16 protein-coding genes are annotated in these 16,314 nt (G+C 37.2%); 12 read left to right on the top strand and 4 right to left on the bottom strand.

Annotated features, from left to right (window positions below):
• Window positions 1-336, bottom strand: a 336-nt coding sequence (locus ACTBZY_RS01280; protein ID WP_463044508.1) for a RidA family protein, incomplete at its 3' end; no start/stop codon positions are given.
• 571 nt (window positions 337-907) lie between these two features.
• On the opposite strand from ACTBZY_RS01280, the gene ACTBZY_RS01275 reads away from it, so the two are divergent.
• The 4 genes from ACTBZY_RS01275 (at window position 908) to ACTBZY_RS01260 (ending at window position 3,771) form a co-directional block, all read left to right on the top strand.
• Complete coding sequence (locus ACTBZY_RS01275; protein WP_463044507.1) at window positions 908-2,281, top strand: amidohydrolase family protein; 1,374 nt, start codon at window positions 908-910, stop codon at window positions 2,279-2,281.
• Between the two features lie 310 nt (window positions 2,282-2,591).
• Window positions 2,592-2,966, top strand: a complete 375-nt coding sequence (locus ACTBZY_RS01270; RefSeq protein ID WP_463044506.1) for an ArsR/SmtB family transcription factor — start codon at window positions 2,592-2,594, stop codon at window positions 2,964-2,966.
• Entirely contained in the window at window positions 2,963-3,562 is a 600-nt protein-coding gene (merTP, locus tag ACTBZY_RS01265; protein WP_463044505.1) for a mercuric transport protein MerTP, read from the top strand. Before ACTBZY_RS01270 ends, merTP begins: the two co-directional genes overlap by 4 nt.
• 2 nt (window positions 3,563-3,564) lie before the next feature.
• The gene (locus ACTBZY_RS01260) at window positions 3,565-3,771 is read left to right on the top strand and encodes a GDCCVxC domain-containing (seleno)protein (RefSeq protein ID WP_463044504.1); all 207 of its coding nucleotides are present in this window, start codon (window positions 3,565-3,567) and stop codon (window positions 3,769-3,771) included.
• 135 nt (window positions 3,772-3,906) lie between these two features.
• Here the strand turns inward: ACTBZY_RS01260 and ACTBZY_RS01255 are convergent, their stop codons facing one another.
• Together ACTBZY_RS01255 and ACTBZY_RS01250 are read right to left on the bottom strand one after the other, a co-directional pair.
• A complete protein-coding gene (locus tag ACTBZY_RS01255; RefSeq protein ID WP_463044503.1) occupies window positions 3,907-5,091 on the bottom strand; it encodes a hypothetical protein in 1,185 nt (394 codons plus the stop codon).
• 64 nt (window positions 5,092-5,155) lie between these two features.
• Window positions 5,156-6,307, bottom strand: coding sequence for an alpha/beta hydrolase family protein (locus ACTBZY_RS01250; RefSeq protein WP_463044502.1), 1,152 nt, complete (start codon window positions 6,305-6,307; stop codon window positions 5,156-5,158).
• A 285-nt stretch (window positions 6,308-6,592) separates the two neighbouring features.
• On the opposite strand from ACTBZY_RS01250, the gene ACTBZY_RS01245 reads away from it, so the two are divergent.
• From ACTBZY_RS01245 to ACTBZY_RS01215, 7 genes are all read left to right on the top strand, one after another.
• Complete coding sequence (locus ACTBZY_RS01245; RefSeq protein WP_463044501.1) at window positions 6,593-7,726, top strand: ligand-binding sensor domain-containing protein; 1,134 nt, start codon at window positions 6,593-6,595, stop codon at window positions 7,724-7,726.
• The gene (locus ACTBZY_RS01240; RefSeq protein WP_463044500.1) at window positions 7,713-8,732 is read left to right on the top strand and encodes a polysaccharide deacetylase family protein; all 1,020 of its coding nucleotides are present in this window, start codon (window positions 7,713-7,715) and stop codon (window positions 8,730-8,732) included. Before ACTBZY_RS01245 ends, ACTBZY_RS01240 begins: the two co-directional genes overlap by 14 nt.
• Before the next feature lie 189 nt (window positions 8,733-8,921).
• Entirely contained in the window at window positions 8,922-9,968 is a 1,047-nt protein-coding gene (locus tag ACTBZY_RS01235; protein WP_463044499.1) for a YHYH protein, read from the top strand.
• Between the two features lie 10 nt (window positions 9,969-9,978).
• Window positions 9,979-10,581: a hypothetical protein gene (locus ACTBZY_RS01230; protein WP_463044498.1), complete on the top strand. Its 603-nt coding sequence runs from the start codon at window positions 9,979-9,981 to the stop codon at window positions 10,579-10,581.
• A 337-nt stretch (window positions 10,582-10,918) separates the two neighbouring features.
• Window positions 10,919-12,139, top strand: a complete 1,221-nt coding sequence (locus tag ACTBZY_RS01225) for a LamG-like jellyroll fold domain-containing protein (protein ID WP_463044497.1) — start codon at window positions 10,919-10,921, stop codon at window positions 12,137-12,139.
• A 96-nt stretch (window positions 12,140-12,235) separates the two neighbouring features.
• A complete protein-coding gene (locus tag ACTBZY_RS01220; RefSeq protein WP_463044496.1) occupies window positions 12,236-13,900 on the top strand; it encodes a hypothetical protein in 1,665 nt (554 codons plus the stop codon).
• A gap of 165 nt (window positions 13,901-14,065) precedes the next feature.
• Window positions 14,066-14,800 (top strand): flavodoxin family protein, encoded by a 735-nt coding sequence (locus ACTBZY_RS01215; RefSeq protein WP_463044495.1) that lies wholly within the window; start codon window positions 14,066-14,068, stop codon window positions 14,798-14,800.
• Between the two features lie 44 nt (window positions 14,801-14,844).
• Here ACTBZY_RS01215 and ACTBZY_RS01210 read toward each other — a convergent pair whose 3' ends face one another.
• A complete protein-coding gene (locus ACTBZY_RS01210) occupies window positions 14,845-15,138 on the bottom strand; it encodes a hypothetical protein (protein ID WP_463044494.1) in 294 nt (97 codons plus the stop codon).
• A gap of 485 nt (window positions 15,139-15,623) precedes the next feature.
• Here ACTBZY_RS01210 and ACTBZY_RS01205 point away from each other — a divergent pair.
• The coding region (locus tag ACTBZY_RS01205) for a sialidase family protein (RefSeq protein WP_463044493.1) at window positions 15,624-16,314 on the top strand (691 nt) is incomplete at its 3' end.

Raw genomic sequence — 16,314 nt, 5'->3', positions numbered from 1 at the left:
TGCAGAAACGTAAACCTTCATGGCAAACACATCAGACATCTCTAAACCTTCCTCTTCTATGGTGCTCTTAATTTGCTCCAGAATGTTTAATGATTGAGTCTCTGTATTACCATATTTTTCATAAATGCCGTCTGCCAAATCTGCATTTAGTGCGGAAGCCGTCATGCCGCTGGTAAAGAAAAGTGAAGCTCCTGAAGGTAGCTCAGCAGTTCTAGAAATAATAGACCATTCTGGTCCTTTTAAAATTGCCAACTGCCCAGAAACCTGATTAGTAAAAAAACACACGAATATTAACAATATGCTGATTTTTTTCACTTTAACAATATTAAATTTCATTATATTTTTATTTTTCAGATAATTAAATTAGAATACTCAAACATAGTAAAATAAAGTTCTGAGTAAAGAATTTTTGACAGTAATTTCGAGCAACTCATCAACATTATAGCCATACGAGAACATGAAAAGAAGATCATTTTCTCTAAAGATCTGCTGCTTGACATAACATGATGACAAAAGAGCACACCTTAGTTGCTGCCACATTTTTATACCTGCTAGTCACAAAATCACAAAAAATTGCTATAACTTATTTTCCTCTTAAAAACGCTTCGGCATCCCTTAAAACCTTAAAAATATTCCAAGGTCCACTGTGAGAATATCGGTTTGAAGAAATGGCAGTTTACACCTTAGAAATCCTATTTTGACAGTGATTTATTAATGTTAACTTTATAAGGTCAAAACGAGAATGAACAATTTAAACTCCTTTTAAATACTATAATCTGCCCATTGGAGTCAAATTCGAGTAGCTAAACATTATTCTTGTTTTTATGTATAAAACTTATGAAACAGAAGGATGTTCTAACTAACTGCCACGCACACCTATTTACGATTGACCACGTACCCGATAAATTTGGAAAAAGCATTTTACCTTTACCATTTGATAACCATAAATTTTGTCAAGTGGTACTATAATAATTTGACAGAAAGGGGTAGTAAAAGATTTAGAGGGTTTAAACACAACATAAAAAAGATAAAATTCTTCATTTTCCGTGTTCTGAAGTTTACCATTATTCTATGGCCTATTTACAAAATAGTATACTTTCTTATAAAATGGCTTTTTGCCATAATCACTAAGTTTCTGGTGATTGACGCCCTCTTCAGCAAAGAGGTAAAAGAATTGTATTACAGATATCTCACTATGGGTAGATACGCTGCCAAATATAAAACTCAATCAAAGATCTATAATTACTTATTGATGAATTATCCGCCTGGTTCAAATCAAGTTATTCTGAGTATGGATATGGATTATATGGCAGCTGGTCAAGCAAAAATCCCTTACCTAACTCAAATAGAAGGTCTCCGAGCGTTGGGAGCTAGACGGCCTGAGTTAAAACCGTTCGTTTTTGCGGATCCTCGAAGAATTAAGGCCAGTACTGAATTAGAAGGGTTAAATAACTATTCCAACTATTTATTTCAACACCTTTCGAGTAAAGCATTTTCAGGAATTAAGATATATCCCGCACTTGGCTACTTCCCTTTTGACAAAAGCCTCATAGAACTTTTCAAATTCGCTCAGGAAAAACAAATCCCAGTAATGTCACATTGTACCAAAGGGACCGTGTTTTATCGTGGTAAGAAAAATGAAGAATGGAATCAACACGAAATATTGAAATACCCTGCAAACGGTCAAATCTTGACGCCCATTCCGCTTCCTCAAAAAGACAATTATGAGTTTTCATCAAACTTCACTCATCCTTTAAATTATGAGTGCTTGCTCAACAAAGAACTACTCTCGGAGTATTTAGGAGAAGCTTGTGATTTGAGTAAGTTAAAAATATGTCTTGCACATTTTGGAGGAAGTGAAGAATGGGAGAAAAATGGAAAAGACGCTTGGAACAATTACAATAATAACATCTCTCCCACCTCAAGGGAAGATTACTTAAAAAGTAAATTCAAAAATACCTTAAACCATGGCAGCATGAGAACGATATGGTGGAACGCGAGTTGGCTTTCGATAATTTATGATCTAATAGTTAAATATGAAAACGTTTATTCTGACATCAGTTTCATTCTCTATAATCAGGAATTATTTCCAATGCTAAAGTACCTTCTGAATGATTGCAAGGTTAGAAACCGTATTTTATTCGGAACCGATTTTTACGTCGTATCACAAAAGGGCTTAGATAAAGATCTGTATCAAGGAATAAGAAGTTACTTGGGAGAAGAACTTTTTAATTTGATAGCTGTCGAAAACCCTAAAACATATCTAAAGACCAACATATAGTAATACAAAGATTTTCATTGCTTTGACTAGGCTTAGAAGGGGGTATTAATTTGAAATTCTAAGTTTGAAGCCTTAAGAAGCCGGAGAAAAGACATCTGAAATTGCGAAGATTTTAAACAATTGATGGATTTTACGCTCTCCCCTCCATCAATAAGCCCCATCAAAGAGCTTTCAGCATAATAATAAGTCTTCTAACACTTAAGCTTTCGCCATGCGTATCTCGGTTTGAGAAAACACAACAAGGAAGTCATTTTGTAGAATTATGTATTTAAGCAATTGCTTTAATAAGCAAATTAACTATATTTGAATTATGGAATCTATCACTTGTATTCGACAGCAAGCCGACGTTAATCAAATAACCCGTTGTAAAGACAGGGTTTTAGCACTTAATGACTCTTTTGATTATTTATCAAATGGCCTTGAATTGGCGGGGAACAACGTCAGACTGAAAATACTTTTTATGCTTTACGAGGAGAAGCGGCTTTGTGTTTGTGACTTAAGTGACATTTTGGGTATGACCATTTCAGCTGTTTCTCAACATTTACGAAAACTGAGAGACCGAAAACTTATTCATTCGGAGAAAGAAGCACAAACTATTTTTTACGCATTGACAGATGAATATGAAAAAATGTTAAATCCATTTTTCATGATCCTTAATGAAAATAAAATTTTAGAAACAATATGAAAACAGATAATAGACTCGCAGGAGTTGGACTTTTGACGGCGATTTCTGCTTCATTATGTTGCATTACGCCAGTTTTAGCACTTCTGGCCGGAACCAGCGGACTTGCTTCAACATTTTCGTGGCTTGAACCCTTTAGACCTTATTTTATCGGTTCCACTTTTTTGGTTCTGAGTTTCGCTTGGTATCAAAAACTAAAACCTCAAAAACAAATTGACTGTAATTGTGAAAATAACCCAAAACCAAATTTTATGCAGACCAAAACATTTTTAGGAATCATAACAGCATTTGCCATCGTTATGCTTGCCTTTCCAGCGTATTCCGGTATTTTCTTCCCAAAGACTGAAAAAGAAATTATTATCGTGGACAAAGCAGATATTCAAACGGTAGAATTTAAAATAAGTGGAATGACTTGCACCGGTTGTGAACATCATGTCAGCACTGAAATTAACAAACTAAAAGGAATAATTGAGGTCAAAGTTTCTTACGAAAAGGGAAATGCTATTGTGAAATTTGACCAATCAAGAACCACAATGAGCAACATTGAAAAAGCCATCAACTCGACGGGCTATAAAGTGACTAACAGCATAAAAGTTTAAAAATGGATGTTACCTTAAATTCAACCATAACTTGCCCGAGTTGTGGACACCAAAAAGAGGAAGTAATGCCAACGGATGCTTGTCAATTCTTCTACGAATGCGAAAACTGCAAAACAAGGCTGAAACCTATGTCAGGGGATTGTTGCGTATTTTGCAGTTATGGAAATGTACCTTGTCCATCTATTCAGCAGGACAAAAAATGTTGCTAACGAAATCGGGCATCGCATAGAGAAGTAGGGTTTTCCAAAAAGAGGCAGAAGTATTCATTTCCCCTCAGCAGCGTTCACTGGACGATAGGCTGCCTTTAAATAGTAAGCTATCCACAAATCAGTAAAAAGCTAAACCTATAAAGTATCCAGATCAAAGGAATAAATATTCCCTAGCTCATCAGAGAAAAATATAAGTTTAGGTTCATTGAGTAAAAAACTGGCTTTGCTTGAAGTTACGTCACCGTTTTTTCCATTTATTTTGGTTTTTAACTGGATGAGTTCTTTAAACGCCCAGCCGTCTTTCCGCTCAATGATTTCATTGACTGATATAAAATATCGATTATCAACTCTATTTCTTACGGCATGAATTTCAAATATCCTCCCTGATTCCACATGATTAATAATAGGACGACTGGGGGTTCTTTGAGCAGTAAGGTTTTCATACGGAATGTTGGTCCATTTACCCTTTTTGTCTCTTACACGCAGCACAAACTGGGCTTGATTCATTTCATCCACACTGTTCTTTGTGACCAAAGCCATTTTTCCATTTTTAAACACCGTCGCATTCAGATGGTCGTCTGCGTTTTTATCTCCCTGCTGAACAATGATGGGCTCTGACCATTGATGAGGATCATCCCCGTCATGATGAATTCGCTCATAAATAGTTTCCGTGTTCTGGTTGGACCATATGACTGATACTTGGCCTTTCAGACCGACAATTAAGGAGATATCATCTTCATTGATACTGTCAGTTAATGTGAAAGGTTCTGACCAAGCTTTACCATCGGAAGAATGCCAAACCATGATTTTTTCATTGATATCTGCACAAACCCAAAATTCGCCTTTTGAGTCCTGCGTAATGGTAGCAGTTTCTATGGAGATACAATCGGCTGGAATTGGAAGGTCTGCCTTCCATTGATATTCATATTTTTCACTATTCTTTGAATAAGCTATTTGAACTACCTTTAAGACACAGTCTTCCACCAAAACTATATAACACTGGTCGCCTTTGCTCCAAACATCTGCCCTACTCGGTAAATTTTGCAATGCATGATTAAGTTCAGTTTGACTCGTCCATCCTAAAGCATCTTTTTTCAAAAGTTTTGGACCATCCTCGTCTCCTATTAATACCCACTCATACTCGTTTGTCCATGACTTTGACTGAGGCTTATCTGCCGTAGCGTCGGCATAATTCACCTTAAAAATGGGCTCCAAGTAAAGCTCAGGGGTATTATTTTTTTGAGAAAAAGATTCTAAGCCACATATCAACAAACAGACAAGTGAGGCCATTAGAAGTAAATTATTCTTTAGTTTCATCATGCTAGTAATTTGACCTTCAAATTAAGCTTTTAAACTTTAGAGCCAAAAAGAGTGTGATAATTTACTAAAAACCCAAATAATCCATTACTGCTTTATTTCCCACTAAGGAATTTGCTGGAAGTGGATGCTCTCCATTGAAAACTTGTAAACTTTCCTTGGACACAATTTCCACAAAACGCTCATCATAAGCGTCGTCATAAGGAATTGCTCGGTAATTGAGGCTCAAGTGCTTGGCAAAGAAATTATAAGCTGCGACTCTCTTAGAGTAACCGTAATCGTGTTTTTCCCCGGCAAGGTGTACGTTTTGAACCATATGCTCAGCATTGTATTGCTCATATACCTTTGAAATATAAGGAAACTCAACACGTGGGGTATTGCTAGTCCAATCTACGCCATCGGAAATTATAAGCTGGGCACGAGGAGCTGTCATAGCGGCAATTTCCACATTGTTGGTTTGAAAATCATTGGTCTTATGAATTGGCATGCCACTCTCGCAAACACAACCACCAAAAAAATGTGCTGAAACTTGTACTACAGGTATGCTCACTTTTATTCGGTCATCAATTGCAGATAATACGAACGTTTGAGTTCCTCCACCAGAGCCGCCAGTCATTCCTATACGATCGCCATCAACATCTGGTCTACTGATAAGATAATCCAAAACTCGCTTACTATTATAGGTTTGTAAGGTCAACGCGATTGGCATTTTATGTTCCACTTGTTTGCTATCGGCATAGCCAATCATGTCATAAGCAAATACTACAGCACCCATTCCTGCCAATACTGCACACCTTTTTTGAATGTAATGCGTGTATCGCTTATCCGCCAAATGTCCATGTGGACTTAAAATGGCTGCATGGGTTTTCTTATCATCTAGTGGTAAATATAGATTACCTGTTATGTAAAATCCTGGGAAACTCTCAATAGCAATATTTTGAACTTTATAACCATCCATTATTTGCTCTCCATGAATGATAGGATTAAAATTGCCTTCAATTTTGGGCATTTCATCCAGCTTCATTCCACTTATTATCTGTTGCTTAATTTTGTAAGCTCTAGCTTCCCAAGAGGCAAGGTCATTCCAAGTATTTCCAAATTCTTTCATTTTGAGATTAGCTTCATCCTCAGTCCAATACGCCCCTTGACAATGCATAGACTCCTGAGCACTAAGTAATTTAACAGAAAATAGAAATAATACGAAAGGAAATATTTTCATTATAGGGCTATTTATTTAGAATTAAATCTACTTGATTTTTCTGAATAATTTCCCAAAAGACACAGAAGCCTTACTTTCTAAATTTTTTGAAATAGTACGCTTGATTGTGTGTCACTTTTTTGTTGCTCCTCATAAGAAAACATCAGAGTCCACTGCGTGAGACTCTGACGGAGGAAAATCAAAAGCAATTTTTTGAAACTTTTACAATCCTTTTACATGATTTTACAATTGAAATAACTCAAATTTAATACCTGCATATACCTTTGAGAAAACAAAAAACAAATCATGAAGATAGCTGGTTACTTACTTTCCATTTTACTTTTTAGCACTTCTTGCAATGGACAAATAAATTCAAACTCAACTACGGACGAAGTTGCTAAAGACTTAAAACAAAGCCCAGAAATTATAGGAACACCTCCTCCTCTATTTCCTGAACAAAACCCCTATAATGACACTGGACTTGTAAGTCAGTATATCAGAAGTATTTTTCAGGACTCCAAAGGAAACTATTGGTTTGGACCCGCAGGGCAAAGTGTCGTTAGATTTGATGGTAAGACTTTAAACTATTTTAGTAAAGCAGCTTTTTTTGAGGGAAATAAAAATTTAGAAGGCGAATTTGATAGTAGTGTGCATGCTATCACTGAAGATAAGAATGGTAATATCTGGTTTGGAACATATCAAGGAGCTGTTAAGTATGATGCCCGCCTGCCTGAAGGCCAAGGAAAAGCCTTTAAGAGTTATACCGAAAAGGATGGATTGACAAATACCAATGTTAGTAGAAAAAGCATCTTAGTAGACAAAGCTGGCACCGTCTGGGTAGGTACTAGTGGTGGTGTATTCACATATAATCCCTCGCCTGAAGGCACAGCCTTTTCCCAATTTCAGTTGATTCCGCCAGTCAATATTAAAGGCATCATAGAAGACAGTAAAGGGAACATTTGGTTTGCTACACAAGATCATGGCGTTTATAAATACGATGCTTCTCAACCAGAAAAACCTATTAAAAATCTTACGACAAAGGGTGGCCTAAGCGATAACTATGCAGGTGGCATAGCGGAGGACAAATTGGGAAATATATGGTTTACCTCACAGAATGGCATAAGCAGCTATGACGGTCAATCTTTTACAGAAGTTAATATCAAAGACAAAATAGGTGGAAATGAAATTTGGGGTTTAATTATAGAAGATTCTGGAATTATCTGGATTACAGCTAGAGGCAGTACTACAAGATTTGACCCTTCACTGCCAGAATCAGATCCAAAAGCATTTACCGTATATACCTTGGATGACGGTATTAACTGCTGTGTGCAAAGCATGTATCAAGACAGAGCAGGAAATATGTGGTGGGGAACCGGTCAGGGCCTTTATCGTTTTGATGGCAAACGCTTTTATCAAGTTAAACAAAATGGACCTTGGTAGCGTTAGCTTAAGAAAACCTGAACAACTTCCGCTAAATAATATGACCGTTTATTTATCCGTACTTCTTTCTTTAGCGGCACTTTCAAGTGCTTGTCAATCACCTAAGACTTCAGATGCTGAGGTCGTTGAAGATTCCGTAACGCAAGACAAGCCTGTCATGAGTTATACATTTGATGACGGAATCACATCAGATATAGCTGGTTATAAGTTTGAAGATTGGAATGAGATGATATTATCTCAATTAGACAGTAATCAACTAAAGGCCATATTTTTTATTCGTGGAGATAATAAACTGAATAAGAAAGGACAGTTTTTACTCCAAAGCTGGAACGATAGAGGGCATAAACTTGGCAATCATACCTTCACACATCCATATTACAATTCAGATAAAAACACCTCGGACGTTTTTAGAGAAGAGTTAATCAAAACAGATTCCATTATTTCAAAATTTGATAACAAAATCAACCTGTTCCGTTTTCCATATTTAAAAGAAGGTCAAAACGCAGCCAAAGTGGACAGCCTAAGGCAAATCCTTTCTGAAAATAATTACGCGAATGGCTATGTCACTATTGATGCCTCTGACTGGTATATTAATCAAAGATTGATTGCAAGGCTTAAAGAAGTTGGACAGAATCAGGAGGAAATCCAGAAATTCAGAGAATACTATCTAGACCACATTTTAGATAGAGCCAAATACTACGAAAAACTCTCATATGAGATAAATGGCAGGCATATTAAGCATACACTTCTACTTCATCACAACTTGACCTCTGCCCTATTTTTAGGCGACCTCATTCAAAGATTTAAAGCCGAAGGTTGGGATATCATTGACGCTGAAAAAGCATATCAAGACAAGGTTTTCAAACAAATTCCTAGCTCAAAATTCGCAGGAGAAAGCTTAATATGGTCGCTTGCTAAAGAATCTGGCAATTATGAAGATTCCTTAAGATACCCGGCTGAAGATAGCCAGTATGAAAAACCTGAAATGGATAAACTGGGCTTATAGACTAAGTTTTCAAACCATCATCTTGACTAAAATAGAACATTGAGGAAAACACTGGCTTCAGTTTGAATGCTTTAGAATTCTAGGAATTCTTCTATGACATCCTACCGCAAGATTTTTAAAAAAAAGGCGTCTAAGAAACAAAACAATCTATTTTTTCAAGAAACTCAGGCATCAATTAAGTCAATCATCATGATGAAAAACAAATATAAAACACTACTATTAAGCTTACTAACGGTGACTTTCACTGCGTGCAAAAACAATAAATCAAATACCAAAACGGTAACGGAAGACAAAGTAAGCATCTCCGTAAAAAGTGAAAACTTCCTAACCAATGGATTAGCAGAACCTATTACCGTTGTAGCCAGAACACTTTCTGATGGTTCTACTGCCGATTGTTATAAAATCGTAGTTACCTCAAACCCAAGTGATCACGAAATGGGACCTTGGTGTCCAGGTAATATTGCCGACGATGCCTCGGCCGGTGGAATTTGGTTAGAAAATGGAGAAGTGTACGATGTGGATGGTGCCTTTGTGAAAAACTTAGCCACTTTTTATAAAGATGACACTTGGATGTTATACAACAGCCAAACGGGTGAAATCACAAAAACAAAAACAAAGCAAGAGTGCCAAGAAGCAGCAAATCCTAATGTAGGAGCAGAATACCAAAATTACTGTGTAGAGTGTTTACCATCTTATGTAGCGGATGTAAAACACACTTATTATATCCCTGTTACACCTAAAAAGGCTGCAACTCCCTATTCCTTTTCAAGAGGTCCTGGTGGCAGGCCAGATGGGAACGCAAGACCTGAAAGACCAGTAGAAAATGAAAGACCTAGAGGACCTGAAGGCCGTTCTACCTTACCCTCTAGTAGAGGACTAGCATTCAACGGCGTAGTATTTGATGCCCCAGCACCTACTGATGCCATTTTAGGGGCTTATACTTTAGCACCCTTTGATGACGCAGGCGGACATATAAATCTTGCCGCAGGTTACCATTATCATGCCGCCACAGGTGTTTCTAAAAAACTAGCACAACCTGATAATCATGCAGCCATGATTGGTTACGCTTTTGACGGATATGGCATCTTTGCAAACACAGATAATATCGGAAATGAATATACCGACTTAGACGAATCAAGAGGACATTACGACGAAACCAGAGGTTATCATTACCATGTCGATAAGGCCGGAAACAACAATTTTATCAATGGTTTACGAGGGGAATATGCATTATAAAAAATCTGCTATGAAATTGCTTATTTTAAGTCTAATGTTGGTAGCAAATATAGCCTTTGCCCATAATCCTGATTTTTCTAATATCATTATTTCTAAAACCGATAATGGGCAAATCATATTACAAATCAATAGTTCTTTAACGGCTTTTCAAGAAGAAGTTAATTACATTAATGGAGAAGGTGCTTACCAATCGCCCGAAAAATTTCAAGACCTGGTGATAAGCCATTTTAAGAAAAATTTTTCCATTATCTTAAATGAGAATGACATCTTACGGTTTAAGGATCCAAAGGTGTTTTTAGGTCATGAAACCAAATTAGTGGCAGAAATTATTGGACTGCCTGAAAACGTAAATACTATCCATTTTAAAAATGAATTGTTTAAGGATATACACCATAATCAGTCTGTCGTCATATTTCTACTAGATGGATTTCCAAAAGAAAAATATACGCTGGATAATGAGAATAGCCACGCGTTCAATATAGTCCTCGACGGCGATACCTGGAAAGCTAAGAAAGCCGCTTTTAACCTAAGATACTTGCTCTACTTAATAATTCCACTGTTGGTTGGTTTGTTGTTTTACTTTATTAGAAAAAGAAAAAGGACAGTTGCCTAAGCGACTATTGAACAATTATGATCGTGCCGTTTCTATTGATATTTATCCGGAAAGACAGCATTTTTAATCTTTGCAATAATAGACAAACATACCGTAGTAGCTTTTTTTGCTTTGGTTATACTACAACTTGAAGAAAGTTTTAAGCGGTAACAAAACACTTTGTTTCTATTTGGTATAGTTTGTGTTTATCTTGCACTATCACATGCTACCATAGGTAAAATACACCTTCCCAAAAAGCATCGAAAACAGCCTAATGATGAAGATTTGCTCATATCCCCCACGGTTTGTTATTTATTTCCTTCTTTTATTGCCCTTCAGTTTAAAATCTCAATTAAACTTGAGTGAAGGACTAGTTTTGTGTTTGCCATTTGATGGCAATGCCTCTGACAAATCTGGATTTGACAATAATGGGCAAAATTATGGAGCAACCATAACCGCCGATAGATTTGGAAATGAGCAGAGTGCCTTCTACTTCAATGGCTCCGATGCCTACATAGAAGTTCCGCATTCAGCATCACTAAATGTTCAAGAAATATCGATGGCGATGTGGGTGAAACCTACCGAATTCAAATCTTTTTCAAACACTGCAGGTACCTGGCCCAAATATGCTGGACCAATTTCAAAAGACCTTAATCCTTCAGCCAATTGGTCTGGATTTTCCACAACCGTCCAGCATGGACGTCTAAGGCTCGCCAACTCTTTTGGTAGGATTAAAGTTGGAGATGTGTGGAGAGATAATACGATAAATTTAGAGGAGTGGTCTTTTCTTGTTTTCATGATACAAAACGGCGTATTGAGTTTATATAAAAACGGTGTGCTCTTAGAAGTGGACAAGCAATTTAAAGGACTAAAAATGACGGAAAGCGGCAAATCCATTGTAATAGGTCGGAGCATTTGGTATCCTAGTGGCACTAAATTAGATGCTTATTTTACGGGTATTATTGATGATATTCTCATTTATAACAGAGGACTAACTTTACAAGAAATCACTTTTCTTTACAAAGGTCCAAGCATGGAGGATGCAAAGTTAACAACTACCCCAGCAGAACCTTGTTTCGGAGAATTGGTTCATATTTCTGCCCAAACAGAAGAATCTAATGTGTCGTTCAGCTGGACAGTTGGTGATGAGAAAATTAAGACAGATAAAAACTTTATTGAGCTTAAAAGGAATTCCGAAACTTCTGACAACATGGTGCAAATAGGTATTATTCAAACAAAGAAGGAGGATTGCCTACCACCTGTAAGTAAAAGCTATACATTAGATTTAGCATTTAAAAATTGTGATACCAATGAACTAAGTAAAGATTTACCTACCGCTTTTACCCCAAATCATGATGGAATCAATGACCATTTCGATTTATCAATTTTATCGAAACAAGAACCTGAAAAAATTGAATTTTATAATCGATGGGGAAATCAAGTAATAACGCTTTTCAAACCAAATTTAAATTGGGATGGATTTATATACCAGCAACCAGCGACTATAGGGTCTTATAACTACATCATCACTTTCTCTTCTGGTGCAAAGAAAAACGGTATAGTAACTTTATTAAGATAACTTAAGATTCGATACTTTTCCTATAGCAAGTGCTATTTGGAAACCTTTAAAAGTAATAGACAACCAACGTTTAGAATTTAAACTTAAAAGACAACCATGAATACCGTAACCATGAAAAACATTCTATTCATATGCTCCTTTTTATGCTTTTCTATGTTCGCACAAGCACAAAACATTGACATCCATGAAAATGTATTCATTAGCTCCACTAATGGCAAAACTGAGCTTTTCACAAATAAAAAAGGAGAATTACATTTAAATGTTTCACCTCAGGCTATCCGTAAGTTTAAAACGCTGGGTGTGCTTAAGTATAGTGATTTTGGTGCCAAGGGCGACGGTAAAACCGATGATATAGAAGCTATTGCTGCTACGCATGCCTTTGCAAATCAGCATGGGCTTTTAGTAAAAGCCGATGAGGGAGCTACCTATTATATCAGCGGAAAAGAGCGTACCGCCATTATCCAGACCGAAACGGATTTCGGTAAGGCGTCATTCATCATTGATGATACCGAAGTCGAAAATAGAAATGCATCGGTATTCAAAGTGTGCTCTGAGCTAAAAGCGTTTAAATTGGATGCCATCCACTCGCTTAAAAGGAATCAAGAAAAAATAGCCGCTTCTTTACCTCAAACCAGTTTGATCACCGTCACCAATTCCAACATCAAACACTACATCCGATTTGGTTTGAACCAAAATAACGGAGCTCCGCAAACGGACATCTTTGTGGTAGACAAAAACGGTCATGTAGATATGGATGCTCCCGTAATTTGGGATTTCGACGAAATAACAGAGATTACAGCACTTCCTATTGACGATAAAACACTAAACATTAAGGGAGGACATTTTACCACGATAGCCAATAAGGAGGAATCTAAATACAACTATTACAGTCGAAACATCGCAATAAAACGTTCCAATGTGATTTTGGATGGACTAGAACACCGTGTTATTGGCGAAGGGGAGCAAGGTGCCCCTTATGGTGGTTTTATTCATATCAGCGACTGCTCCTATGTCATCGTTAAGAACACTATCCTGACAGGTCATAAAACTTACACCACCATAGGGTCGGCCGGTAAACCAGTAACCATGGGCACCTATGACCTTTTGGTGAACAGGGCACTGAATGTGTCTTTTGTGAATTGTAGTCAAACAAACGACATTGACGATAAGGTATATTGGGGAATATTGGGTTCTAACTTCTGCAAAAATCTCCTTTATGACCATTGTGTGCTATCAAGGTTTGATGCCCACATGGGTGTTGCCAATGCTACCATTAGAAATTCTACGCTAGGACACATGGGTATCAATGCCATTGGTAGTGGGAAGTTTATAGTGGAAAACTCCACCATAAGAGGAAGGAGCCTAATTAACCTACGATCCGACTATGGCAGCACTTGGCAGGGAGAATTTATAATCCGCGATTGCATTTTTGTCCCTAACGGTGGTCAATCATCTCAAGCCAGTTTAATAAATGGTTACTATACTGGGTTGCATGATTTTGGTTACACTTGTTATATGCCTGAAACAATCACCATTGAAAATCTAAAAATAGACGATTCTAACCATTCAGATGATTACGAAGGACCCGCTATCTTCTCAATTTTCAATTCTGATAGAACTGATGACACTTATAAAGAGGAATATCCTTATGTGTTAACAAAGGAAGTGATTCTTAAAAATGTGACAACAGCAAGTGGCAAACCGGTGAGAATTAGTGAGAATCCCGTTATGTTTAAGACTGTGAAGATTATCACCAATTAAGTCATTAGTCTTTTAACTTATTTAGTATTACTTCAAAAGCCTAAATTTATCTACTGCTGGAAGAAAGAGAATACCCTAAACCTTAGATAAAAAGCATAATTAAATAAACCAAAACACAAGAACATCGTAACTGTAGTATAAGAGATTCACTTAATTATACGAAACATGAAAAAGCCAGATTTTAGTCAGTTAAGCGTTGTTTACGTCAATTGTACTTTGACAAAGTCGCCAGGAAAGAGTCATACCGCTTCTCTGATGGACGTCTCCAAGGCCATTATGCTTAAAGAGAAGGTGAAGATTGACGAGATTCGTTTGGTAGACCATGATGTAGCCAGTGGTATATATCCAGACATGACGGAATATGGCTGGAAAAAAGACGAGTGGCCTTCCCTGTTTAAAAGAATTATTGAAGCCGATATACTTATCGTGGGAACGCCCATTTGGCTTGGAGAGAAATCTTCGGTTGCACAAAAACTCATTGAACGCTTATACGCCATGAGCAGTAAAACCAACGACCAAGGTCAATACATATATTATGGTAAAGCTGCCGGATGCATCATTACAGGGAATGAGGATGGCGTAAAACACTGTGCTATGGGCATATTGTATTCACTTCAACACGTTGGTTATACCATATGTCCACAGGCAGACGCTGGTTGGATTGGCGAAGTAGGACCTGGTCCTAGTTACGGCGACAAAGAATGGAAAGGTAAAAAGTTAGACAAGCCTGTTGGTTTTGACAGCGATTTCACCAACCGAAATACGACATTTATGACCTATAATTTGCTTCATTTAGCCGCCATGTTTAAAGCCAATAAGGGTTATCCAAATTATGGTAACTCAAGGAAAGACTGGGATATCGGAGAACGTTGGGAATTTGAAAACCCAGAATACAGATAAAAGCGATGCATTATGGCATTTCTGAAAAAGTTACCTTTTTATTCCTATTCTGATGCGGATACGATGTCTTTGAGTTTCAGATGACTATTTTCTATATGAATAGTATTTCTAATCGTGGCAGCTTCATTCCAAGCTTTAACGCTTTTTATTACTGACGAAAGATGTAACAATTTAGCTGTAGAAATAGACTTAAAAATGCTAAAGTATCGTGGTCTATACGGCATCATAATCCATCTCATCAATCTCAGTTCTTTTTTTGAAAGTAGTGGGTTGTGCTCGGTAGAATCCATGTCTTTATCACAACTTACATCTACAATTAAGGTGCCCGCCTGAAACACTGATTTTCATCTTTTTTTACGTAATTCGGAAGCCTGACAACTACCATTAATAATGATTTCAGGTTCGTTCATCAAATCCCACATAGACCTTTCTGTGCCGACGTGCACAACCGCTATTGTAATCGATGTTAACCACCAGAGTCTCATACAACACAGAATGAGCTTGGCTTAGAAAACCTCATGAACTGGCTAAGTTGTGCGAAAAGCTTATAAGCTAACGGCATTAAAGGGCATTCCTACCCTGATGTTAAATATGGTGAATGAGATATAACCATTGAAATTGTACTTGTCTGCTTCCAGGGAAGCCAAGGCAAATACTTCTTTTATCACGAAAAAGACTTAAACACATCTTAGGTTAAATAATTTCAAAGCAATAAAAAATCAGTTAGATTAGACTTTTACAAAGTGGTATAACTACCGTACTTCTATATTCATTCACTAGCTATCTGACAATTATGAAATTGTTCTTTTTAATACTCTTTTCAGTGATATCTTTCATAGCTTATCCTCAGTCAGAGCCTGATTTCAAGGATTTGTTTTATACCAATATGCAGCATGGCGTGTCATGCTTTAGGATACCAGCACTTATGACTGCTCCAAACGGGAACTTGCTGGCGGTTATTGACCAGAGAGTTCCTTCTTGCGGTGACTTAAAATGGAGTAAAGACATCAACATCGTTTTGCGTCGCAGTGTCGATAATGGCGACACATGGTCTGAAATTGAAACGATAGTGGATTACCCATTTGGGAAATCAGCTTCCGACCCGTCCTTGATCCTTGATAAAGTAACGGGAGCCATTTTTCTATTCTTCAACTATATGGATTTAGACCTAGAAAAAGATGTCTATTATTTGAAAGTGATAAAGAGCATTGATAATGGAAAAACTTGGAGTTCTCCCCGCGACATTACCACACAAATCACCAAACCAGACTGGCATCATGATTTTAAGTTTATCACTTCGGGAAGAGGGATACAGACCAGCAATGGCAAATTGATCCATACTTTAGTTAATTTAGAGAAGGGTTTATTCCTTTTTGGAAGTGACGATCACGGCGAAAATTGGCACTTCATTGATACACCAATCAAACCAGCGGATGAATCCAAAATTGTCGAGCTAGCGGATGGCACCTGGATGATTAATAGCCGCGTGCCAGATAAGGGATTTAGATATGTCC

The organism is Arcticibacterium sp. (assembly GCF_055134445.1).
Note: the sequence above shows the minus strand (reverse complement) of the source record. Positions and strands in the feature narration are given on the sequence as shown.